The 22,977-nt window shown below is 66.3% G+C and carries 21 protein-coding genes; 11 read left to right on the top strand and 10 right to left on the bottom strand.

Going from position 1 to position 22,977, the window contains the following annotated elements; genetic code table 11:
• Positions 1 to 2 precede the first annotated feature (2 nt).
• Complete coding sequence (locus tag PT85_RS05105; RefSeq protein WP_027589377.1) at positions 3 to 848, top strand: ion transporter; 846 nt, start codon at positions 3 to 5, stop codon at positions 846 to 848.
• 93 nt (positions 849 to 941) lie between these two features.
• On the opposite strand, the gene recQ is transcribed toward PT85_RS05105, so the two are convergent.
• Positions 942 to 3,077 carry a DNA helicase RecQ gene (gene recQ, locus PT85_RS05100; RefSeq protein ID WP_039606114.1) on the bottom strand — a complete coding sequence of 712 codons (2,136 nt, stop codon included), beginning with the start codon at positions 3,075 to 3,077 and terminating at the stop codon, positions 942 to 944.
• A gap of 155 nt (positions 3,078 to 3,232) precedes the next feature.
• Between recQ and PT85_RS05095 the strand changes: the two genes are divergently transcribed.
• Both PT85_RS05095 and PT85_RS05090 read left to right on the top strand, forming a co-directional pair.
• A complete protein-coding gene (locus PT85_RS05095) occupies positions 3,233 to 3,817 on the top strand; it encodes a UPF0149 family protein (protein WP_039606113.1) in 585 nt (194 codons plus the stop codon).
• Positions 3,818 to 3,821: 4 nt separating this feature from the next.
• Positions 3,822 to 4,229: a YbaN family protein gene (locus PT85_RS05090; protein ID WP_051587326.1), complete on the top strand. Its 408-nt coding sequence runs from the start codon at positions 3,822 to 3,824 to the stop codon at positions 4,227 to 4,229.
• 362 nt (positions 4,230 to 4,591) lie between these two features.
• Here PT85_RS05090 and PT85_RS05085 read toward each other — a convergent pair whose 3' ends face one another.
• Both PT85_RS05085 and PT85_RS05080 read right to left on the bottom strand, forming a co-directional pair.
• On the bottom strand, positions 4,592 to 6,712 hold the full coding sequence (locus PT85_RS05085) for a TonB-dependent copper receptor (protein ID WP_039606112.1): 2,121 nt from the start codon (positions 6,710 to 6,712) through the stop codon (positions 4,592 to 4,594).
• A 56-nt stretch (positions 6,713 to 6,768) separates the two neighbouring features.
• Positions 6,769 to 7,194 carry a DUF2946 family protein gene (locus tag PT85_RS05080; RefSeq protein WP_052199863.1) on the bottom strand — a complete coding sequence of 142 codons (426 nt, stop codon included), beginning with the start codon at positions 7,192 to 7,194 and terminating at the stop codon, positions 6,769 to 6,771.
• A 317-nt stretch (positions 7,195 to 7,511) separates the two neighbouring features.
• On the opposite strand from PT85_RS05080, the gene leuA reads away from it, so the two are divergent.
• The gene (gene leuA, locus PT85_RS05075) at positions 7,512 to 9,179 is read left to right on the top strand and encodes a 2-isopropylmalate synthase (RefSeq protein WP_027589383.1); all 1,668 of its coding nucleotides are present in this window, start codon (positions 7,512 to 7,514) and stop codon (positions 9,177 to 9,179) included.
• Positions 9,180 to 9,241: 62 nt separating this feature from the next.
• Here the strand turns inward: leuA and uvrB are convergent, their stop codons facing one another.
• Complete coding sequence (gene uvrB / locus PT85_RS05070; RefSeq protein WP_027589384.1) at positions 9,242 to 11,260, bottom strand: excinuclease ABC subunit UvrB; 2,019 nt, start codon at positions 11,258 to 11,260, stop codon at positions 9,242 to 9,244.
• A 185-nt stretch (positions 11,261 to 11,445) separates the two neighbouring features.
• Between uvrB and PT85_RS05065 the strand changes: the two genes are divergently transcribed.
• Positions 11,446 to 12,636, top strand: a complete 1,191-nt coding sequence (locus PT85_RS05065) for an amino acid aminotransferase (protein WP_039606111.1) — start codon at positions 11,446 to 11,448, stop codon at positions 12,634 to 12,636.
• A 302-nt stretch (positions 12,637 to 12,938) separates the two neighbouring features.
• Complete coding sequence (locus tag PT85_RS05060; protein ID WP_027589386.1) at positions 12,939 to 13,310, top strand: DUF6746 family protein; 372 nt, start codon at positions 12,939 to 12,941, stop codon at positions 13,308 to 13,310.
• Here PT85_RS05060 and PT85_RS05055 read toward each other — a convergent pair.
• Entirely contained in the window at positions 13,277 to 14,035 is a 759-nt protein-coding gene (locus PT85_RS05055) for a Mut7-C RNAse domain-containing protein (protein WP_039606110.1), read from the bottom strand. The genes PT85_RS05060 and PT85_RS05055 overlap by 34 nt on opposite strands.
• A 78-nt stretch (positions 14,036 to 14,113) precedes the next feature.
• Between PT85_RS05055 and PT85_RS05050 the strand changes: the two genes are divergently transcribed.
• The gene (locus tag PT85_RS05050; protein ID WP_039606109.1) at positions 14,114 to 14,944 is read left to right on the top strand and encodes an AraC family transcriptional regulator; all 831 of its coding nucleotides are present in this window, start codon (positions 14,114 to 14,116) and stop codon (positions 14,942 to 14,944) included.
• On the opposite strand, the gene PT85_RS05045 is transcribed toward PT85_RS05050, so the two are convergent.
• Complete coding sequence (locus PT85_RS05045; protein ID WP_039606366.1) at positions 14,926 to 15,513, bottom strand: LysE family translocator; 588 nt, start codon at positions 15,511 to 15,513, stop codon at positions 14,926 to 14,928. The genes PT85_RS05050 and PT85_RS05045 overlap by 19 nt on opposite strands.
• Positions 15,514 to 15,653: 140 nt before the next feature.
• Here PT85_RS05045 and PT85_RS05040 point away from each other — a divergent pair, with 140 nt between their 5' ends.
• Together PT85_RS05040 and PT85_RS05035 are read left to right on the top strand one after the other, a co-directional pair.
• On the top strand, positions 15,654 to 16,289 hold the full coding sequence (locus tag PT85_RS05040; RefSeq protein WP_039606108.1) for an FMN-binding negative transcriptional regulator: 636 nt from the start codon (positions 15,654 to 15,656) through the stop codon (positions 16,287 to 16,289).
• Positions 16,290 to 16,400: 111 nt separating this feature from the next.
• Positions 16,401 to 17,840: a SulP family inorganic anion transporter gene (locus PT85_RS05035; RefSeq protein ID WP_027589390.1), complete on the top strand. Its 1,440-nt coding sequence runs from the start codon at positions 16,401 to 16,403 to the stop codon at positions 17,838 to 17,840.
• A 159-nt stretch (positions 17,841 to 17,999) separates the two neighbouring features.
• Here the strand turns inward: PT85_RS05035 and PT85_RS05030 are convergent, their stop codons facing one another.
• Positions 18,000 to 18,437, bottom strand: a complete 438-nt coding sequence (locus PT85_RS05030; RefSeq protein ID WP_039562780.1) for an HIT family protein — start codon at positions 18,435 to 18,437, stop codon at positions 18,000 to 18,002.
• 130 nt (positions 18,438 to 18,567) lie between these two features.
• Between PT85_RS05030 and PT85_RS05025 the strand changes: the two genes are divergently transcribed.
• Both PT85_RS05025 and PT85_RS05020 read left to right on the top strand, forming a co-directional pair.
• The gene (locus PT85_RS05025; protein WP_039606107.1) at positions 18,568 to 19,152 is read left to right on the top strand and encodes a nitroreductase family protein; all 585 of its coding nucleotides are present in this window, start codon (positions 18,568 to 18,570) and stop codon (positions 19,150 to 19,152) included.
• 3 nt (positions 19,153 to 19,155) lie between these two features.
• Positions 19,156 to 20,118, top strand: coding sequence for a ribonuclease Z (locus PT85_RS05020; protein WP_039606106.1), 963 nt, complete (start codon positions 19,156 to 19,158; stop codon positions 20,116 to 20,118).
• Positions 20,119 to 20,132: 14 nt separating this feature from the next.
• On the opposite strand, the gene PT85_RS05015 is transcribed toward PT85_RS05020, so the two are convergent.
• From PT85_RS05015 to gltX, 3 genes are all read right to left on the bottom strand, one after another.
• On the bottom strand, positions 20,133 to 20,693 hold the full coding sequence (locus PT85_RS05015) for a lipid-binding SYLF domain-containing protein (RefSeq protein ID WP_039606105.1): 561 nt from the start codon (positions 20,691 to 20,693) through the stop codon (positions 20,133 to 20,135).
• Positions 20,694 to 20,834: 141 nt separating this feature from the next.
• Positions 20,835 to 21,359, bottom strand: coding sequence for a DUF3087 domain-containing protein (locus PT85_RS05010; protein ID WP_039606104.1), 525 nt, complete (start codon positions 21,357 to 21,359; stop codon positions 20,835 to 20,837).
• A gap of 75 nt (positions 21,360 to 21,434) precedes the next feature.
• The gene (gene gltX, locus PT85_RS05005) at positions 21,435 to 22,916 is read right to left on the bottom strand and encodes a glutamate--tRNA ligase (protein WP_039606103.1); all 1,482 of its coding nucleotides are present in this window, start codon (positions 22,914 to 22,916) and stop codon (positions 21,435 to 21,437) included.
• Positions 22,917 to 22,977: the final 61 nt, after the last annotated feature.

Here is a 22,977-nt window from a genome sequence, read left to right as displayed (position 1 = left end):
CGATGGACAATCCCCTGAGTGAACTGAGCTGGCGCGAGCGCCTGTACGTGGTGATCTTCTTCACCAACACCCCGGAAGGTCGGCGTTTCGATGCCTGGCTACTGGTGACTATCCTGGCCAGCCTGCTGGTGGTGATGCTCGACAGCATCCCCTCGGTCAATGCCGAAGCGGGTCTGCCGCTGCTGGCGCTGGAATGGCTGTTCACCCTGCTGTTCATGGTCGAATACGGAGTGCGCGTCTACTGCCATCCGGAACCGCGCAAGTACATCTTCAGTTTCTATGGGGTGGTCGACCTGCTGTCGTTCCTGCCCAGTTTCCTGGCCCTGCTGGTGCCCGGCAGCCAATACCTGATCGTGGTGCGCGTGCTGCGCCTGCTGCGGGTGTTCCGGATTCTCAAACTGACCCCTTACCTGAGCCAGGCCAACTTCCTGCTGGTGGCGCTGCGCGGCAGCCGGCAGAAGATCATCGTGTTCCTGCTCACGGTGAGCACCCTGGTGGTGATCTTCGGCACGCTGATGTACGTGATCGAGGGCCCGGAAAACGGCTTCACCAGCATACCCACCAGCGTGTACTGGGCGGTGGTGACGCTGACCACTGTCGGCTACGGCGACATGGTGCCGCACACCGGACTGGGCAAGACACTGGCCACGCTGATCATGGTCACCGGCTACTCGATCATCGCCGTGCCCACCGGCATCTTCACCGCCGAACTGGCCAACGCCATGCGCCAGGACAGCCTGCTCCACGACTGCCCGACCTGCCACAAGGACCACCACGAACCCCAGGCAGCGTTCTGCAGCCGCTGCGGGGAGAAGCTGTTCACGAAGACGACCGAGGAGCCAGCGTAGGGCGGACAACGTTGGCGCCGTCGCGCGCAGCGGCGGCCGGAACAACGCCGACCGCCCTACCCAAGCCCCGCAGCACGTAGGGTGGTCAACCGCTTAAAGCTCGAACTCGCTCTGCAGCGCCGCGCGCACGCAGTGCAGCACGCCGACCGGCACACGCCCCTTGAACTGTTCGGCGATCTCGGCCACCGGCGGCAGTTCGCCTTCGCCGTCGAGGAAGGCGTCCTGCACTTCCATCATCAGTTCCTCGGGCAGGTCCAGGGCCTGGTCCAGCGACAGCTGCTGGTTGCCGATGGCTTCGGCGAGCAGGCTGTAGACGTTCTTTTCGGTGCAGTTGAGCTGGCTGGCGATCTGCGCCGGGGTCATGCCGGCGCGGGCCAGGCTGATCAGCTCGTGGCGCAGGTCGGTGACCACCCGCGGCGCCTCGCCCTGGGCGCCGCCGCCGAGCACTTCGAGGAACGCCTCGCCGTAGCGCTCCAGTTTGCGCGCACCAACGCCGCTGACCCGCCCCATCTCGGCCAGGGTGCGCGGCTGGCTGCGCAGCATTTCCAGCAGCGTGGCGTCGGGGAAGATCACGTAGGGCGGCACGCCGTGTTCCTCGGCCAGCTTGCGGCGCAGGCTGCGCAAAGCTTCCCAGGTGTCGCGCTCCTCGGCGCGCACCAGCTGGCTGGCCGGGCTCGGCCCGCCGGTCTGCTTGGGCTGCTTGCCGATCAGCTCACGACGCAGCTCCAGGGTGACCTCGCCGCGCAGCAGCGGGCGACATTTGTCGGTCAGGCGCAGGCCGCCGAAGGCGTCCAGGTCCACATCGGCCAGGCCGCGGGCGACCAGTTGGCGGAACAGCGTGCGCCAGTCGCCTTCCGACAGCGCCTTGCCGACGCCGTACACCGACAGGTGCTGATGGCCGAACTGGCGGATCTTGTCGTTGTCGCGACCCAGCAGGATGTCGACCAGATGGCCGACGCCGTAGCGCTGGCCACTGCGGTAGATGGTCGACAGCGCCTGGCGCGCCGGCTCGGTCACGTCCCAGGTCTGCACGCCGTCGACGCAGTTGTCGCAATGTCCGCAGGGCTGCGGCAGGTCTTCATCAAAGTAGGCCAGCAACGCCTGGCGGCGACAGCGGGTTTCCTCGCACAGCGCCAGCATGGCTTCCAGCTTGTGCTGCTCGACGCGCTTGTGCTGCTCGTCGCCCTCGGAATTGCTGAGCATCTGCTTGAGGAAGATCACGTCCTGCAGGCCGTAGGCCATCCAGGCGTCGGCGGGCAGGCCGTCGCGGCCGGCACGGCCGGTTTCCTGGTAGTAGGCTTCCAGGCTCTTGGGCAGGTCCAGGTGCGCCACGAAGCGCACGTTGGGCTTGTCGATGCCCATGCCGAAGGCGATGGTCGCCACCATGATCAGCCCTTCCTCGTTGAGGAAGCGCTTCTGGTGGTAGGCGCGCAGGTCGCTGGGCAGGCCGGCGTGGTAGGGCAGCGCGGGAAAGCCCTGTTCGGTGAGGAAGGCGGCCAGTTCGTCGACCTTCTTGCGTGACATGCAGTAGACGATGCCGGCGTCACCCTTGCGCTCGGCCAGGAAGGCCAGCAACTGCTTGCGCGGCTGATCCTTGGGCACGATGCGGTAGAAGATGTTCGGCCGGTCGAAGCTGGACAGGAAACGCTCGGCGTTCTCCAGCTTGAGGCGCTGGACGATCTCCTCGCGGGTGCGCTTGTCCGCCGTGGCGGTCAGGGCGATGCGCGGCACGCCGGGGAACAGCTCGGCCAGTTGGCCCAGCTGCAGGTACTCCGGGCGGAAGTCGTGGCCCCACTGGGACACGCAATGCGCCTCGTCGATGGCGAACAGCGCGATCGGCAGGCGCTGCAGGAACGCCAGCATGCGCGGCTGCACCAGGCGTTCGGGGGCCAGGTACAGCGCCTTGATCTCCTGGCGGCGCAGGCGCTCGGCGATCTCGCGCTGCTCGTCGGCACTCAGCGTGGAGTTGAGCGCCACGGCCGACACGCCCAGTTCGTCGAGGGTCGCGACCTGGTCGTCCATCAGTGCGATCAGCGGCGACACCACCACCGCCAGGCCGTCGCGCAGCAGCGCCGGCACCTGATAGCAGAGCGATTTGCCGCCACCGGTGGGCATCAGCACCAGGGCATCGCCGCCGCCGGCCACCCGCTCGATGATGGCGGCCTGATTGCCACGAAAGGCGTCGTAGCCGAATACGTCTTTGAGGATGCGCTGGGCTTGGTCGAGCATGCCGGTCTCCGAAACAGGCGGCGAAGTATACGCGAGCCTCGCGTCGGCGGCGTCCCGCCGCGCGACGGATCGGCGCGCCGCTGCGCATGCCGGTAGCCCTGCCCTCCCCACTCGACTAGAATTCGTCGCTATCCATCCGCCAAGGTAGTGCCCGTATGTCGTTTGCCGAACAATTGACCCGTCTGCAGGAGTTCCTCGATTCCGATGACCTGCACGAGGAAGCGCTGGACTACGTGGCCGCCCATGGCTATCTGACTGCCCTGTGCGTCTCGCCTGAACCGGTCGAGGAGCGCGAGTGGATCGACGCGCTGTTCGCCGAGCCGCCGCACTACCAGGACGAGGCTCAGCGCCAGGACATCGAACAGGCCCTGGTGCAGCTCAAGGCGCGCATCGCCCAGCAGCTGGCCAGCGACGAGGACATGGAACTGCCCTGCGATCTGGACCTGGGCGAGGAGCCGGACCTCTCCGACCTGCGCGGCTGGTGCATCGGCTTCATGGAAGGCGTGTTCCTGCGCGAGGCCGCCTGGTTCGAGAACGCCGAGGATGAAGTCAGCGAGCTGCTGCTGCCGATCATGGTCGGTTCCGGCCTGTTCGAGGAGCAGCCGGAGTTCGACGAGATCGCCGCCGACCGCGACCTGGTCGACAGCATGATCGAGCAGATCCCGGAGGTGCTCACCGCCCTCTACCTGCTGTTCCAGGCCCCGGAAGAGAAGCCCTCGCTGCTCAAGCCGCGCCACTGAGACCATGCGCGAGCCCCACCGATTGCCGCGTGCGCTGCCGCTCTGGCTGCGCTACACGCTGCTGTCGGTGGGCTGGCTGAGCGTCGTTCTTGGCGTGATCGGCATCTTCCTGCCGGTGCTGCCCACCACCCCCTTCCTCCTGCTGGCCGCCGCCTGTTTCGCGCGCAGTTCGCCGCGCTTCTACACCTGGCTGGTCGGCCACCCGCACCTCGGCCCGTGGATTCGTGACTACCTGGAAGGCCAGGGCATCCCGCTCAAGGGCAAGGTGTATACGCTGCTGCTGATGTGGACGAGCATCGGCTTCGCTTGCTGGCTGGTGCCGCTGTTCTGGGCGCGCGTCGGCATGCTGACCAGCGCCACGCTGGTGAGCATCTACATCCTGCGGCAGAAGACGCTGGTGGTCAGGCGGTAGCGAAGGGGGCTGGCAGGCGCTTCGGCTGGACCATGCTCAGGAGCTCGCGAATGAATTCGCTCCCACAGGGGAGGGTGCGTGCGGCGCCGCTTTTCGGTGGGAGCGGACTGGTCCGCGAGCTTTGCTTGTCGTGCAGGACTCACCCGGGAGTTCGCGACTGAAGTCGCTCCTACAGGCTGGTGCGGACCTTGGCTTTGCTGATGGCTTCACGAGAGCGCGGGTTGGCGCTGCGCACGAGGCGCGAGCGCCGACGGTCGGACTGCCCATTGCCTCGTCCCTGAGGCCAGCCCTCGAGCCGGCGCCCGAGCTCCATGCCCAGCGCCAACCCGCGATCGGGGAGCGTTGCGCTCCCCTCCCTCGATTTAGAAACTCACATCCATGCGGGCCCAGAGGCTGCGACCCGGCTCGTTGATGCGTTCACTGGCAGACATGCCGACACCGGCATTGCCAGCCTGGTTGAGGTGCTCGCTGTAGGCCTTGTCCAGCAGGTTGTCGACGCCGGCGCTGAGCTTGAAGTTCTTGCTCACGCGGTAGGCCGCGTTGAGCGACAGAACGCCGAAGCCGCTGCTTTCGTCGAAGTCCTTGCTGGTCACGTTGCCCTGCATCTCGGCCACCCGGGTCTGCGCCGCCACCACGCGCCACAGGCCGGCAGCGCTCCAGTTGCCGCGCTCGTAGCCGAGGCCGAAGCGGGCTTCCAGCGGCGGAATTTGCGGCATGGCGCGCTCGTCGGTGGTGTTTTCACCCCAGGCGTAGGCCAGGCTGGCGTCGGCCTTCCAGTTGTCGGTCAGCTTGTAGCTGCCGCCGAGTTCGGCGCCGGCGATGCGGGCGTCGATGTTGTTTACCCAAGAAATGGTGTGCAGCGGGTTCGCTCCCGGACCGTAAGAGAACAGGATGTAGTCCCGCACTTCGCCGGCATAGGCGGAAACCCAGGCTTCGACCGGGCCACTGCGATACTGCAGACCCACGTCCAGCTGGGTGGTCTTCTCCGGCTCCACCGTCTCGTAGGCGGTCGGCTTGCCAACCTGGTTGGCGGCGGAGAACAGCTCCCAATAGTCAGGGAAGCGCTGGCTGTGACCGAGACCCACATAGGCGGTGGCCGGCAGACTGGCCAGCGCATGCTCGTAGCGCAGGAAGCCGCTGCCCAGCGTGTCGCTGCGCTTGTCTTCTGCCGTGGGGTTCACGCGGCAGGCCATGCCCATCATGTTGCAGAGCTGCGCACGCTCATCCGTGACCGAAACCCGGTCGGCCCTCAGACCGCTGATGATCCGGCTTTCGCCTTCCAGCCGACGTGTCAGCTCGCCAAACACCCCGTACTGGCTGAACTCGGCATCCTTGACCCAGGACGCATCCCGGTAGGTGTCGATGCCCATGCCGCTGCGCTTGCGGTGCTCGTTGGTCTGGGCGTCGACCCCCGTGACCAGTTCGTAAGCACCCCATTGCCAGGTGGAGGCCAGACGTCCGCCCAGGGTACGGCGATCCACGTTGGTTGCCATGGGGTTGCGCATGGGCATCATCACGTCGTTGGGGTTGGGCTGGCGCAGCGTGTAGTTGTCCATCACATGGTCGGCGTAGTTGTAATAAACCCGCGCCTCGACCTTCTGCAGCACCTCGCCGAGGTTCTCCTGCGCCACGCGCAGCGCCAGGCTCTGCCGCTCGAACTGGGTGCCGTCCATGCCGCGCCCGGCGTAGGCGGTTTCGCCGTCGCCGGTGCCGACGGTCAGTTCGACCAGGGTGTCGGCGGTGGGTGTCCAGCCGAGCACCAGGTCGCTGCTCCACTTCTCCCACTGGGAATGCACGTCATCGCCGTTGCCGTCCTGGTAGTCGTTGGAGGTGGAGTGGTTGGCCAGCAGGCGCAGGTAGCCCTGACTGCTGCCAGTGGCGGCATCGATGGCGCTGTCGAAGCGCCCTTCCGAGCCGGCCAGCAGGCTGGCGTCGACACGCCCGCCCAGCTCGGTGAAGTTCTCCGGCTCGCGCTCGAACAGGATGGTCGCCGCCGAGGCGCCCGGTCCCCAGAGCACGGTCTGCGGGCCCTTGATCACCGTGAGGCTGTCGAAGTTCTGCGGGGTGATGTAGGAGCTCGGCGAGTCCATGCGGCTCGGGCAAGCGCCAAGCATCACGCCGCCGTTGCTCAGCAGGTTCAGGCGCGAGCCGAACATGCCGCGGAACACCGGGTCGGCGTTGGAGCCGCCGCCACGTACGGCGGAGAAGCCAGGAATGGTCTGCAGGTAGTCGCCGGCGTCGCTGGCCGGCACCGGCTGGCGCGGGATCTTCGGATCGGTGACCACGGTCACGCTGGCGGCCGGTGCCACGCCGGTGATGACGGTGGGCGCCAGCTCGTGCTGGGAATGGTCGGCGGCCAGGACGCCGCCGCTCAGTCCGGCCAGCAAAGCGGCGTGGGCCAGCTTCCAGCGCATGCGGTGCACATTGAAGGTAAACGCGGTGCGCACGCGCGCAGAGGCCGCGTAACGGATGTTACGAGTCATAAAAGGGTCTCTCACAGAGAATTCGGACAAGCCGCCGGCGCGGCTCGACTGCTCGATCAGCTGTGCAAGACGGGAGGTGCGCGCGGGTGGCCGCTGCTGCGGCGCGGCGCCGCCGGCTGGGGGGCATCCGGCAGCGGCAGCGCGAAGGTGGGCCGGTGCTCGGGCAGCACCAGTTGCAGGGACAGGCTAAGCGGCGGATTGAGGGTCAGCAGCTCGCAATAGCCGCACATTTCCAGCGCGGCCAGCCAGGCCGGTTCGCCGGGCGTCGAACGGTGATGCATGCCATGGCCGCCAGCCTGCTCGGAAGCGGCGTGGCTGGCGTGCTGGGCGTGCTGGGCGTGCTGGGCGTGCTGGGCGTGCTGGGCGTGCGAGTCAACCCCATGGCCGGCATGCATGGCAACCGCAAGGGTCGGCGGCTGCGGAGCGGCGCTCTGCAGGGCCTGCAGGGCCGAGAACAACGGGCCGACGTGAATCATCAGCATGGCGAACAGGCCAAGCCAGATTCCGACGTTCGTTGTGTGCTGCCTGCTTCTCACGGATAGGCCTGTACTCGGGGCTTTGCGAGGATGGTTACAACGCGTGGCAAGGTTGACCAGTGCGACACAGCGCCGCAAGCGGCTCGCTGGACTGGCGGTTTTGCGCAATTAAATTGCGCTTTGTAATTGTTTTTTGGATGAATACATCAATTTTCAAACAATGCTTGCACCGACTACTACGCAAGCACTAGCTTTGCGCACATTCCGCTTCCGATGATTCCCGTCCGCGCCGCGCAGGCCGGCCGCCGATGCAGAGAAAAGCCATGACCATGCTCAAAGATCCATCGCAGAAATACCGCCCGTTCCCGCAGATCAACCTCCCCGACCGTACTTGGCCGAGCAAGGTGATCGACCGTGCACCGATCTGGCTGAGCTCCGACCTGCGCGACGGCAATCAGTCGCTGATCGAGCCGATGGACGCCAAGAAGAAGATGCGCTTCTTCAAGACCCTGGTCGCCGTGGGCCTGAAGGAGATCGAAGTGGGCTTCCCGTCCGCCTCGCAGACCGATTTCGACTTCGTGCGTGAGCTGATCGAAGGCGGCCACATTCCGGATGACGTGACCATCCAGGTACTCACCCAGGCCCGTCAGGACCTGATCGAGCGCACCTTCGAATCGCTCAAGGGCTCCAAGCAGGCCATCGTCCACTACTACAACGCCACCGCACCCAGCTTCCGCAAGATCGTCTTCAAGCAGGACAAGGCCGGCGTCAAGCAGATCGCCATCGAAGCGGGCCGAATCATCAAGGGCCTGGCCGACGCCAACCCGGAGACCGACTGGCGCTTCGAGTACTCGCCGGAAGTGTTCAGCTCCACCGAGACCGAGTTCGCGGTGGAGGTGTGCAACGCGGTGATTGAGGTGTTCCAGCCGACCCCGACCAAGAAGCTGATCCTCAACCTGCCGGCTACCATCGAGGCGGCGACCCCGAACATCTACGCCGACCAGATCGAATTCTTCTGCCGCCATATCGACAAGCGCGACAGCGTGCTGGTCAGCCTGCATACCCACAACGACCGCGGCACCGGCGTGGCCGCCACCGAGCTGGGCCTGATGGCCGGCGCCGACCGCGTGGAAGGCTGCCTGTTCGGCAACGGCGAGCGCACCGGCAACGTCGACCTGGTGACCGTGGCGCTGAACATGTACACCCAGGGCGTCGATCCGCAACTGGACTTCTCCGACATCGACGCCGTGCGCAAGGTGGTCGAGGAATGCAACCAGCTGCCGGTGCATCCGCGCCATCCCTATGTGGGCGACCTGGTGCACACCGCCTTCTCCGGCTCCCACCAGGACGCCATTCGCAAGGGCTTCGCCCAGCAGAAGGCCGATGCGGTATGGGAAGTGCCGTACCTGCCGATCGACCCGGCCGACATCGGCCGTGACTACGAGGCGGTGATCCGCGTGAACAGCCAGTCCGGCAAGGGTGGCATCACCTATCTCCTGGAACAGGAGTACGGCATCAGCCTGCCCCGCCGCATGCAGATCGAGTTCAGCCAGGTGGTGCAAAAGGAAATGGATCGCCTGGGCCTGGAAATGACCGCCCAGCAGATCCACGAGCTGCTGGAACAGGAATACCTCAAGGCCGCCGCCCCCTACAGCCTGAAGAACCATCGCCTGCAGGAAGAGAACGGCATCAGCCAGGTGGAAGTGGAAGTCGGCGAAGCCAGTGGCGCCACCCACCGCTGGATCGGTACCGGCAACGGCCCGCTGGAAGCGCTGGTCGCCGCCCTGCCGGTGCGCCTGGAGGTGATGGACTACAGCGAGCACGCCATCGGCGCCGGCAGCCAGGCCAAGGCCGCCGCCTACATCGAGGTGCGCCTGCCGGGCGGCCGTCCGCTGCACGGCATGGGTGTCGACGGCAACCTGACCACCGCCAGCCTGCGCGCCCTGTTCAGCGCCCTGAACCGTGCACTGGCGCAGGCGGAAGGCAAGTAACCCTCCGCCAAGGGTAGTCAACGCGATGCGTTGACTACCCTACGCCGCACGGTGCCCCCCCCTTACACCTGCAACAACCGCTGCCTTAGCGCCTGGATCTCGTCACGTACCTGTGCCGCCGCTTCGAACTCCAGGTCGCGGGCCAGTTGCATCATCTTCTCCTCCAGCTGGCGGATGCGCTTGTTGATCTCGCTCGGCGAGCGCAGGCCGGCGTCGTAGCGGGCCTCTTCCTCGGCAGCCTTGAGCGCCTTGCGCTTGCCGCTGCGCGCGCCGGGGACCACGGCGCCTTCGAGGATGTCGCGGATGTCCTTCTTGATGCCCTGTGGGACGATGCCGTGCGCCTCGTTGAAGGCCAGCTGCTTGTTGCGCCGCCGCTCGGTTTCGTCGATGGCGCGCTGCATGGAGCCGGTGATGTTGTCGGCATAGAGGATCGCCTTGCCGTGCAGGTTGCGCGCGGCGCGGCCGATGGTCTGGATCAGCGAGCGCTCGGAACGCAGGAAGCCTTCCTTGTCGGCGTCGAGGATCGCTACCAGCGACACCTCGGGCATGTCCAGGCCCTCGCGCAGCAGGTTGATGCCCACCAGCACGTCGAAGGCGCCGGTACGCAGGTCGCGGATGATCTCCACCCGCTCGACGGTGTCGATGTCCGAGTGCAGGTAGCGCACCCGCACGTTGTGGTCGGCCAGGTAGTCGGTGAGGTCCTCGGCCATGCGCTTGGTCAGCGTGGTGACCAGCACGCGTTGGTCGACCGCCACGCGCTTGTTGATCTCCGACAGCAGGTCGTCCACCTGGGTGCTGGCCGGGCGCACTTCCACCTCCGGGTCGACCAGGCCGGTGGGACGCACCACCTGCTCGATGACCCGGCCGGCATGCTCGGCCTCGTAGGGCCCGGGCGTGGCGGAGACGAAAATGGTCTGCGGGCAGATGGCTTCCCACTCGTCGAAGCGCAGCGGGCGGTTGTCCAGCGCCGACGGCAGGCGGAAGCCGTATTCCACCAGGGTTTCCTTGCGCGAGCGGTCGCCCTTGTACATGGCGCCGACCTGCGGCACCGAGACGTGGGATTCGTCGATCACCAGCAGCGCATCGGCCGGCAGGTAGTCGAACAGCGTCGGCGGCGGCTCGCCCGGGCCGCGCCCGGACAGGTAGCGCGAGTAGTTCTCGATGCCGTTGCAGTAGCCCAGCTCCATGATCATTTCCAGGTCGAAGCGGGTGCGCTGCTCCAGGCGCTGCGCTTCCACCAGCTTGCCCTTGCCCTGCAGGTAGTCGAGACGATCCCTGAGCTCCACCTTGATGTGCTCGACGGCCTCCAGCAGGGTTTCCCGCGGCGTGGCGTAGTGGGTCTTGGGGAAGAAGGTGAAGCGCGGCAGCTTGCGGATCACCTCGCCGGTCAGCGGGTCGAAGGCGGCGATGCTCTCCACCTCGTCGTCGAACAGCTCGATGCGCACCGCCTCCAGCTCGGATTCCGCCGGGAAGATGTCCACCACGTCGCCGCGCACCCGGAAGGTGGCGCGGGCGAAGTCCATCTCGTTGCGCGTGTACTGCAGCTCGGTGAGTCGGCGCAGCAGCTCGCGCTGGTCCAGGCGGTCGCCGCGGTCCACGTGCAGCACCATCTTCAGGTAGGTTTCCGGACTGCCCAGGCCGTAGATGCAGGACACGGTGGTGACGATGATGGCATCGCGCCGCTGGATCAGCGCCTTGGTGGCCGACAGGCGCATCTGCTCGATGTGGTCATTGATCGAGGCGTCCTTCTCGATGTAGGTGTCGGAGGACGGCACATAGGCTTCCGGCTGGTAGTAGTCGTAATAGGAAACGAAGTACTCCACCGCGTTATGCGGGAAGAACGCCTTGAACTCGCCGTACAGCTGCGCGGCCAGGGTCTTGTTCGGCGCCAGCACCATGGTCGGACGCTGCACCTGGGCGATGACGTTGGCGATGCTGAAGGTCTTGCCCGAACCGGTCACGCCGAGCAGGGTCTGATGGGACAACCCGGCCTCCAGGCCCTCGACCATCCGGCGGATGGCCTCCGGCTGGTCGCCGGCGGGCGTGTAGCGGGTTTCCAGGGTGAACAGGGACTCGGACATGGGCACCTCGAATGACGCGCCAGCCGGCAGGCCGTCGGTCTTCGACGATGCGGCAAAAGCGCCTGCGGGATATCGCGGCTGGGAAAAATTGTGGCCATAATACCGCCCCGTTTGCGCAGCACCCTAGCGCCTCCGGCCCAGGGCGATTGCATGGCCCCCACCCTCCTTCTTCGAGCTCCGTCACCATGAGTTTGTTCTCCGCAGTAGAAATGGCACCGCGCGACCCCATCCTGGGCCTCAACGAAGCGTTCAATGCCGATACCCGCACCACCAAGATCAACCTGGGCGTGGGGGTGTACTACAACGAAGAAGGCCGAATTCCGCTGCTCAAGGCCGTTGCCGAAGCCGAGAAAGCCCGTCTGGCCGCCAGCGCGCCGCGTGGCTACCTGCCGATCGAAGGCCTGGCCAGCTATGACAGCGCCGTGCAGAAACTGCTGTTCGGCGCCGACTCCGCCCTGCTGGCCGACGGCCGCGTGGTGACCACCCAGTCGCTGGGCGGCACCGGCGCGCTGAAGACCGGCGCCGACTTCCTCAAGCGCCTGCTGCCCGACGCCACCGTGGCGATCAGCAACCCGAGCTGGGAAAACCACCGCGCGCTGTTCGAATCCGCCGGCTTCCCGGTGCAGAACTACCGCTACTACGACGCCGCCACCCAGGGCGTGGACCGCGCCGGCATGCTGGCCGACCTGAAGGCCCTGCCGGCCCGCTCGATCATCGTGCTGCACGCCTGCTGCCACAACCCGACCGGCGTGGACCTGACCCTGGCCGATTGGAAGGCCGTGCTGGAGGTGCTGCGCGAGCGCGAGCACGTGCCCTTCCTGGACATCGCCTATCAGGGCTTCGGCGACGGCATCGACCAGGACGCCGAAGCGGTGCGCCTGTTCGCCGACTCCGGCCTGCAGTTCTTCGTCTCCAGCTCCTTCTCCAAGTCGTTCTCCCTGTACGGCGAGCGTGTCGGCGCGCTGTCCATCGTCACCGGCTCGAAGGAAGAAGCCGCGCGCGTGCTGTCGCAGGTCAAGCGCGTGATCCGCACCAACTACTCCAACCCGCCGACCCACGGCGCCACCGTGGTCGGCAACGTGCTGAACAGCCCCGAGCTGCGCGCCCTGTGGGAAGCCGAGCTGACCGAGATGCGCGAGCGCATCCGCGCCATGCGCCAGGCCATGGTGCAGGGCCTGGCCGACAGCGGCCGCGACTTCGGCTTCGTCGCCCAGCAGCGCGGCATGTTCTCCTATTCGGGCCTCTCGCCCGAGCAGGTGGAGCGCCTGAAGACCGAGTTCGGCATCTACGCCGTCGGCACCGGCCGCATCTGCGTGGCCGCCCTCAACCAGGGCAACATCGGCCGCGTCGTACAAGCCATCAAGGCCGTGATCTAACGGTGCATTGCGGCCAAAGCCCCTCCCACCACAACGAGGCATTGCCCTCGCCCCTGTAGGAGGGGCTTCAGCCGCGAGCTTCTGGCTGCGGCCGGCGCCAAAACCCTTGTAGGGTGGAAAACATTGTTCTTGTCCACCAAGGCGACCCAAGGTCGCCCGGACGAGCTTTGGCGTCGCCTCCTGGCGGATAGAAAAACGCTGACCGCCCTACGGGTGGATTTTCACTTTTCTTGATTTAATGCAATGCGTTCGCATTTGCATCGGGTTAGCGTATACGCACACTTCCCATCCGAGGCTCCACCATGAACGCAATCGCCCGCACCCTCGTCTTCACCCTCGCCACCTGCCTGTCCGCCGGCGCGCTGGCCAGCGAACGCATGGCCCATGCCAAGGGCCTGCCCGCCGATACGCTGGCCGAGGCGGTGAACAATCTGGTCAGCCACAACCAGAAGCTGGAAGCGCTGATCGCCCAGCCAATGACGTCGCAACAACTGGACGAAGTTCACCTGCTCAGCTACACGCTGGAGAATGCCCTGCGCCGGATCGACCAGGACCTCAAGCAGATCGCCGAGAACCTGGAAGCCGTGCACATCGCCTCGGAACGCAACGACCCCGCCACCGTGCAGCGCCAGGGCCGCGCCTATCTGGACGGCGTGCGCCCGCTGGCGCGCTGAGCGCGCCGCAGCAGCGGTTCCAGCAACCGGCACATGTTGCGCCAGTGCGAGCCCTTCCAGTACACCCGCCGGCAGTGCACGCAGTACCAGAACGCCGTGTAGCGGCGCCGCACCCCGGGTGGCAGGCGGTCCTCCACCGCCTGCCTGTCCACCGGTCGCAGTGGCAGGTTGCAGGTCAGGCAGCGGCTGAAGGGCCGCAGTCTCCCGGCCAGGTCCAGTCGCTCAAAGACCTCCTCCAGTTGCGCCGGCGGCTTGAGCGCCCGCACGTAGCAACCGTGGCGGATGGCGCGCCGCTTGAGCAGCTCACGATCACGGGTGAGCACGATCCGCTCCTGCTCCGCCGCCAGCTGGGCGATTTCGTCGTCCGTCAAGGCGTTGTGATACAGGGTGTCGAAGCCGGCCATGCGCAGCAGATGCGCCAGCCCGCCCAGGTGCACGTCAGCGATGAAGCGCGGCGCGCGCACCCGCAGCAAGAGTGCGACGTCCAGGGACAGGAACGGCGGATACACCGCCAGCCGGTCGCCATCGTGGATCAGCCGCTGGAAGCCCGCTGGCTGGCCGTTCACCAGGATGAGCCCCTCTTCCGTATGCGGCACCCCCAGTGCCTCGATCATGTGCTTGGCGGTGGCCGCCCGCGCGCAGCGGCAGTTGAACGCCCGCCCGCGCCGTGCCGCCGGCAGGAAATCGTTGAGCTGCGCGTAGAAGCGGAAGGTGGCGCTGACCATGGCACGCCCGCTTGCTAGGGTATCTCCCAATGACCGCAGCCAGCGCTGCTGCACCGCCGCCTCAGGACGAATGACACCATGCTCCATGACGAAACCCGCCCGCGTTTCTGGCGCGATGACCGACTGCCCTTCATCGAGGCGCGCTCGGTAGGCGATGGCCGCCAGGTCTGCTATGCCGCCCATGCCCATGCGTGCTTCTCGATTGGCGCCATCACCGCCGGGGGTTGTCATTACCGCAATGGCGACGTCCGGATGCGGATCGGCGCCGGCAGCCTGGTGCTGATGAACCCCCAGGTGGTGCATGCCTGCAATCCCATCGCCGGGCAACCCTGGGCCTATCTGATGCTGTACGTGGAGGCCGCCTGGCTGGGCGAACGGCAACGCGCGCTGGGGCTGTGCGAAGACGGCACCTTCCAGCCGCTGGCGGCCATCCACCTGGACGATCCGGCGCTCTATGACGCACTCCTCCAGCTCCACGCCCGCCTGCTGGATGCTCAGGTTTCCGCGCAGGCCAAGGCGGCGGCTACCGAGGCATTCTTCACGCGCCTGCTATTGACGCAGGCTACCTGTCCGGCGATCGAGCGGTCGGGGCAATGCGAGCAAGCCGCTGCGCTCATCGCGACGCAGGGCACTTCGGCATTGAGCCTGGACACCCTCTGCACGGCTGCCGGCCTGTCCCCCTCCCAGCTGATCCGGGATTTCCGCCGGCACTACGGCCTGACTCCGCATGCCTACCTGATCAACCGGCGCGTCCAGCACGGCCAGCACTTGCTACGCCAGGGCCTGAGCCTGGCCGATGCGGCACTGAGCGCCGGCTTTGCCGATCAGGCGCATTTTCAGCGGGCCTTCAAGAAACATCTGGCGGCAACCCCCGGTCAGTACCGCGCCGCTCAATCCACCAACAGGTAGCCGGCACTGGCCACCAGCAACAGCGCCAGCAGGCGATTGAAGCGCCGCATGCGCTCCGGCTGTTGCAGGTGACGTCCCAGGCGACTGCCCGCCCAGGCCCAACTGGCCACGGACAGGTAACAGATCAGGAAGTACAACAGCGTGAAGGCCCAGATCCGGCCCACGCCCCCCTCCGTTGCGAACAGCCCCATGCTGGCCAGCGAGGCCAGCCAGGCCTTGGGGTTGAGCCACTGCATCACTGCTCCCGCCCAGAAGCCCGGCCGCCGACCCTCCGCCTCCGGGGACAGCACGCCATCATCCGCCGCCAGCTGCCAGGCCATGTACAGGAAGAAGGCCACCCCGGCGAAGCGGATGAACACCAACAACACCGGCAGGCGCTCCAGCATTTTGTGCAGCCCCAGGCCGATCAGCAGCAACAGCACGGCAAATCCGACGCTTGCGCCGCTGACGTGCCACAAACTGGGCCGCCACCCGAAGCGTGCGCCACTGCCCAGCGCGACCAGATTAACCGGTCCGGGAGTGATCGACGCCGCCAGGGCAAAGGCGGCCATGGACAAGTACAGTTCCACCACGTGCGTCCTCTTGGTTGCGATAGACGGCGCAGGTTAAGGACCGCACCGTGGTGGGTCTTGAACAAAATTGTCAGGCGGGGCTTGTTCTTGGCCCGGCTGATCTGCCAGTTTCAGCCGTCGCCGCCCAGGAGCCCGCCATGTACGTCCCAGCACATTTTGCCGAGCAGCGGCTCGATGAACTCCATGACCTGATCCGCCAGTACCCGCTGGGCATCCTTGTGACACATGGCGCGGCCGGGCTGGATGCCAATCACCTGCCCTTCGAGTTGCTGGTCGAAGCCGGCCGGCCCGACCGTCTGCTGGCCCACGTGGCGCGCGCCAATCCCATCTGGCAGGAGGTTGCCGATGGCGCCGAGGTGCTGGTGATCTTCCGGGCGGAGGACGCCTATATCTCGCCCAACTGGTATCCGAGCAAACAGGAAACCCACCGGCTGGTGCCGACCTGGAATTACCGCGTGGTGCATGCCCACGGCCGTCTGCGCATCCGCGACGACGCCCGTTTCGTGCGCGGCGTGGTGGCCCGCCTGACTCGCACCCATGAGGCGCGCCTGGAGCAGGAAAAGCCCTGGAAGATGACCGATTCCAGCCCGGCCTACATCGACCAGATGCTGGCCGCCATCGTCGGACTGGAAATCGAGATCGTCCGGCTGGAAGGCAAGGCCAAGCTCAGCCAGAACCGTGAGTCCCGTGATCTCAAGGGGGCCGCCGAGCAGCTCCGTCAGCACGGCCAGGAGGCGTTGGCCACCCGGATGCTGAACACCTTGGGCGAGTGACCGTTACCCCTCACGCGAACTAGGCACCCTGCTCCGCTTCCTTTACCATCCGCGCCGTTCCCGCTCTGCCTGCGGCCGTCTCTGGCTGCGCCAACTGCTTTCAGGTACCTCATGAAACTCACCCGGCTCCGCGCCGATGTACTGGCCGGACTGACCACCTCGTTCGCCCTGGTGCCCGAGTGCATCGCCTTCGCCCTGGTGGCCCAGCTCAATCCGCTGATGGGCCTGTATGGCGCCTTCATCATCTGCACGATCACCGCACTGTTCGGCGGTCGGCCGGGCATGGTGTCCGGGGCGGCCGGCTCGATGGCGGTGGTGATCATCGCCCTTGTGGTCGAGCATGGCGCCCAGTATCTGCTGGCCACGGTATTGCTGAGCGGACTGCTGATGGTGCTGTTCGGCGTGCTGCGGCTCGGCAAGCTGATCCGCATGGTGCCGCACCCGGTGATGCTCGGCTTCGTGAACGGCCTGGCGATCGTCATTGCGCTGGCGCAGCTCGAACACCTGAAGGTGGATGGCCAGTGGATGAGCGGCCCGAGCCTGTACTGGATGCTGGGGCTGATCGCGGCCACCATGCTGATCGTCTATCTGCTGCCGCGCCTGACCCGCGCCATTCCCTCGGCCCTGGCGGCGATCCTCGGCCTGGGCGCGGCGACCTGGTTCTTCGCCTTGCCGACCCATACCCTCGGCGACATGGCGCCGATGGCCGGGGGCCTGCCGAGCATTGCCCTGCCCGACGTCCCATGGACCCTGGACACGCTGCGCATCATCGCGCCGTATGCCGTGCTGATGGGACTGGTCGGCCTGCTGGAAACCCTGCTGACCCTCAACCTCACCGACGAGATCACCCAGAGTCGCGGGCATACCAACCGCGAATGCGTGGCGCTGGGCGCGGCGAACCTCACCTCAGGGCTGTGCGGCGGCATGGGCGGTTGCGCAATGATCGGCCAGACCATGATCAACCTGGGCTCCGGCGGGCGCGGGCGCCTGTCGGGCGTGGTGGCCGGGGTGATGATCCTGCTGTATGTGCTGTTCCTGTCGCCGCTGATCGAGCAGATCCCGCTGGCGGCGCTGGTGGGCGTGATGTTCGTGGTGGCGCAGCAGACCTTCGCCTGGGCCTCGCTGCGGGTGATGAACCGCGTGCCGCGCAACGATGCGCTGGTGATCGTCGCGGTGACCCTCATCACGGTGTTCACCGACCTGGCGATGGCGGTGCTGTGCGGCATCATCATCGCCGCGCTGAACTTCGCCTGGCAGCAGGGGCGCGAGCTGTACGCGGACAGCCACGACCAGGCCGACGGCAGCCGACTCTACCTGCCCCACGGCACGCTGTTCTTCGCTTCGACGACCCGCTTCCTGGAGCTGTTCGACCCGACCAATGATCCGCAGCAGGTCACCCTGGACTGCAAGCACCTGTCGTTCGTCGACTATTCGGCGATCGAGGCGCTCAAGGTGCTGCGCGACCGCTATGCACGGACCGGCAAGCAGCTGCGGGTGGTGCACCTGTCGGAGCGCTGCAAGCAGCTGCTGCGCCGCGCCGGACAGGCCTGAGGGCCATCACGGGCCACCTGGCGGCGGCCGGAAAAACGCTGGCCGCCCTTCGTTCGTGCCGGCCTCGTAGGGTGGACAACGTTTTCCTTGTCCACCATGGGGCCCCCGCCGGACTAACGGCGGCCAGGAAAGCGCTGACCGCCCTAGGTGGCGTTAACCTCAGCCCGCCAGGCGCTTGGCCAGGCGTTCCTGCAGAACCTTCAGATCGGCTTCGTCACCCTTCTGCGCCGCATGCACGCCCAGGCCCTGACCTTCGTAGCGGGGCACGATGTGGAAGTGGATGTGGAACACCGTCTGCCCGGCCGGGGCGCCGTTGAACTGAGCAATCTGGATGCCGGCCGGCTCCAGCTCCTCGGCCACCGCGCGCGCCACCTTCTGGGTGGCCAGGGCCAGCCTGCCCAGGCTGTCCGCGTCGATGTCCAGCAGGTTGCGCGCCGCCGCCTGCTTCGGAATGACCAGCGCGTGGCCACGGGACTGCGGGAACAGATCGAGGAACGCCAGCACATACTCGTCCTCGTACAGCTTGTAGCAGGGGGCTTCGCCGCGAATGATCTTGGCGAAGATGTTCTGGGCGTCGTAGTCGCCGTGCAGGCTCATCGGGCTCTCCTTGAGCGGTTGTCAGTGGCGGAAAGATACCGGCTTGCGCGCGCTCAGGCACGCACCACAACGTTGGCACCGCCCGGACTTTTTGCGTTAATCGTCCCTTTCCCATTGCCAGGAGTACGGCATGAGCAATACCCGACAGCCACAGCATCCCGTCGATGCCAGCTTCCCCGGCCGCTGGTCGCCCCGCGCCTTCACCGGCCAGGCGCTTTGCCGGGAGCAGCTGAGCGCGCTGTTCGAAGCGGCACGCTGGGCACCGTCGGCGATGAACGTGCAGCCGTGGCGCTTCTGCTATGCGCTCCAGGGCACGCCGCTGTTCGAGCGCTTCGTGGATCTGCTGGCCGAAGGCAACCAGGTCTGGGCGAAGCACGCCGGCGCGCTGGTGGCGCTGCTGTCCACCACCTCCTATGTGGGCAGCGACGGTAGCGAAAAACCGTTCGCCAGCCATGCCTTCGACGCCGGCGCCGCCTGGATGAGCCTGGCGCTGCAGGCCCGGTCCATGGGGCTGGTCACCCATGCCATGGGCGGCTTCGACAACGTGCGCGCGCGGGATTACCTGCGGGTGCCGGACAACCTGGCGATCAACGCCTTCATCGCCATCGGCTACCAGGGTGACGCGGCGCAGCTGCCGGAAGCGCTGCAGGCCCGCGAGAAGGCCAGCGATCGCCATCCCCAGGAGCAGTGGACCTTCGAAGGTCCGCTGGGCTGAACCATGGACCTGCTGTTTCTCGGCACCTCCTCCGGCACGCCGACCCGGGCGCGCAATGTCAGCGGGCTCGGGCTGCTGGAGGGGAATGGCAAGGGCTGGTACCTGATCGATTGCGGCGAGGCCACGCAACACCAGGTGCTGCGCACGCCGCTGTCGCTGTCGGCGCTGCGCGCCATCTTCATCACTCACGTGCACGGCGATCACTGCTTCGGCCTGCCCGGGCTGCTGGCCAGCGCGGCGCTGCAGGGTCGCCAGGCGCCGCTGGAGATCATCGCGCCGCAGGGCATCGAGGCCTGGCTGCACGCCACGCTCGCCATGAGCCAGACGCATCTGCCCTACCCGCTGGTCTTCCACGCGGTCGAAACCTTGCAGGAATGGCGCACGCCGCAAATGCGCGTGCGCCGCACCGCACTGTCCCATCGCAGCCCCAGCTTCGCCTATCGGTTCGAGGAGGCACGGCCGGATACGACACTGGATATCGCGCGCCTGGAGCGCGAAGCGATTCCCCGGGGTCCGTTGTGGGGCCAGCTGGCGCGGGGCTTCGACGCCGAGCACGAGGGACGCCGATTGCGCAGCGAGAACTACCTGCTGCCCGGCCGGCCGCCACGCGTCATCGTGGTCGGCGGCGACAACGACACGCCCGCCCTGCTGGCGGACGCCTGCCGAGGCGCCCAGGTGCTGGTGCACGAGGCAACCTTCACCGAGGCCGCCGTCAACGACGCGCGCGGCAGTTTCGGTCACAGCACCGCCGCGGCGGTGGCCGCGTTTGCGCAGGAGGCCGGATTGCCGAACCTGGTGCTCACCCACTTCAGTGCCCGCTATCAGCAGGCGCCTGGGCGCGGCGCCTGCATCGACGAGCTGCACGACGAAGCCAAGGCGCGCTATCCGGGAACCCTGTTCCTGGCTGACGACTTCCTGCGCCTGCACCTGAGCAAGGAGGGCGCGCTGCAGCGGGTCGAGCGCTAGCGCGGGCAGGCCGTTCAGGGCTTGATGGGCGTGATCTTGGTGCCCTCGATACTGAGACCCGCCATCAGCCCCTGCTGGTCGAAGATGAAGGCATAGGCATCATCCTTCAGGGTCGAGGTCGACAGGTTCCTGGCCGCGCCCTCATCGACCACGACCACGGTCGGCCCCACGCCGATTTCCCAGCCCTTGGTCTGACGCAGGTAATCCACGGCCTTGTCGGTCATCAGGAACAGTGCATAGCCGTATGATTGCGCACCGACCTGCAATCCCCAGGAGCCACCCACGGAGTTGTAGTAGCCAGCGGCTTTCGAGTCCCGGAACAGCACGCCTTCGCCGTAACTGCCGCCGAACACCAGGCCGGCCTTGACGATCTTCGGGAAGACCAGAACAGCCGCGGCATTGCGCGAAATGGTTTCGGCAAAGGGCTGGGTCCGATAAAGCGCCTTCAGCGCCAGCTGAGCTTCGGCGGTCAACTCCTCGGCAGTAGCGGCGCTTGCGGGATTGAACAGGCTCGCAAAGACCAACAAGGCGGTCGCGAGCATCAGCGAGGGAAAGCTTTTCAAGAATCTGGCCATGTCATGCGCCTCCAGCATCGACAGCAACGAGAGGGTCAGTCCCCGGTCACCGTAGCCTGAGCCTAGCCAAACCCTTGAAGCCATTCCGTTGCCCCGCTGGCCGCCTGACCAGTGGGCACGAGGCGCATGGCGGCTCAATATCTATTTGAAGCGCTTCACCGCTTCCAACCAACTCGGATCGAGACGACTCTGCTCGATATCCAGCCCCTGCGCTTCCATGGCCTCGCGGTGCTGGTCGATCTCGCGCACCATCTGGCTCAGCTCGGTGAGGTTGCCGTCGAGCTGAAACATCTGGGTCGCGCCCAGGTGGTAGAAGCGCAGCAGCTTCATCGCCGCCGGATCTCCAGCCTCCACACCGGCCTTGACCTGGTGCATCTGATTGGTGACGCGCATCAGGCTGCGCTTGAGCAGCCAGCCATACACCGCCGGCGCCATCCAGGGCGTCGACCAGAGCTTGAGGCGCACAATGGCCACGGTCGCTGCCAGGCCGGTCAGCACGCCCAGCAGGTTCCAGCGGAAGTTGTCGCCGCCCGGCTCGCCGAACAGTTTCACAGCGACGGTGGCCGAGGTCAGTCCCAGCAACACGAAGATGGCCAGGATGGCCAGGGTGATGGTGCGGGTTTCCTTGCGGTAACGCTCCGGGCTCATGGGCTGGATTTCAAACATGCGAGACGACTCCCGTACTGCAGTAATGAAAAGGGCCAGCGATGCCGGCCCCCATGAATCACAGGAAACACTGAATCAGGCGATGGCCGCCAGCAGCTTCTCCCACTCCTTGTTTTCCTTCTTCGACACGCCACCGAGCAGTTCGATGGCCTGGCGCAGGCGGAAACGAGTCAGGTCCGGACCGAGGATTTCCATGGCGTCGAGCACCGATACCGAGCTGGCCTGGCCGGTGATGGCCGGGAACATCAGCGGCATCAGGTCGCGCAGCTTGAGGCCCATGGACTCGGCCACCGCCTGGATCACCGCGGTGATGCCGTCCTTGCTCCACTGGCGCAGGGCTTCGAGCTTCCACAGCACCAGCTGCATGGCCTGGCGCACCTGCTCGGGCGACAGCTTCTTGTGCTCGAACAGCGACGCGTCCAGGTTCAGCCCGCCGGAGAAGAAGAACGCGGCCAGCGGCGCGATCTGGCTGAAGGTTTCCACCCGGCCCTGCACGTGCGGGGCGATCTGCATCAGGTACTCGGGATTGAACGCCCACTTCTGCACTTCCGCAGCGAAGCGCTCCACCGGCAGCTCGCGCAACCACTGGCCGTTCAGCCAGGAGAGTTTTTCCAGATCGAAGATCGGGCCACCCAGCGACACGCGGGTGATGTCGAAGTTGGCGATCATTTCGTCGAGTGTGAACTTCTCGCGCTCGTCCGGCATCGACCAGCCCATGCGGCCCAGGTAGTTGAGCATCGCCTGCGGCAGGAAGCCCATGCGCTGGTAGAAGGTGATCGAGGTGGGGTTCTTGCGCTTGGACAGCTTGCTCTTGTCCGGGTTGCGCAGCAGCGGCATATAGCAGTTCACCGGTGCTTCCCAGCCGAAGTACTCGTACAGCTTGAGCAGCTTGGGCGCGGACGGCAGCCATTCCTCGCCGCGCAGCACGTGGGTGATGCCCATCAGGTGATCATCCACCACGTTGGCCAGGAAGTAGGTGGGCAGGCCATCGGCCTTCATCAGCACCTGCATGTCGATGCGATCCCAGCCGATCTCCACTTCGCCGCGCAGCATGTCCTTGACCACGCAGACGCCTTCGCTCGGCACCTTCATGCGCACCACGTGCGATTCGCCGGCGGCGACGCGACGCTGCGCCTCCTCGGGTGCGATATGCATGCAGTGGCCGTCGTAGCGCGGGGTTTCCTTGCTGGCCATCTGCTCGGCGCGGACCGCATCCAGGCGCTCGGCGGAGCAGAAGCACGGGAAGGCGTGGCCCTTGGCGACCAGCTCGTCCGAGTATTTCTTGTAGATCGCGCCCCGCTCGCTCTGCCGATACGGACCGTGCGGACCGCCGACATCCGGGCCCTCGTCCCACTCGATACCCAGCCAGCGCAGCGCGTCATAGATCTGCTGCTCGGATTCGCGGGTCGAACGCACCTGATCGGTGTCCTCGATGCGCAGAATGAACTGACCGCCGTGCTGACGGGCGAAGCAGAGGTTGAACAGGGCGATGTAGGCAGTGCCGACGTGCGGATCGCCGGTGGGCGACGGCGCAATGCGGGTACGAACGGTGGTCATGGCGACTCTCGAAAGGGGGGGACAAATCGAAGGCGCGATGGTAACAGGGGCGGTGGCGCAG

It is taken from the genome of Pseudomonas flexibilis (assembly GCF_000806415.1).
Taxonomy (GTDB): Bacteria; Pseudomonadota; Gammaproteobacteria; order Pseudomonadales; family Pseudomonadaceae; genus Serpens; species Serpens flexibilis.
Note: the sequence above shows the minus strand (reverse complement) of the source record. Positions and strands in the feature narration are given on the sequence as shown.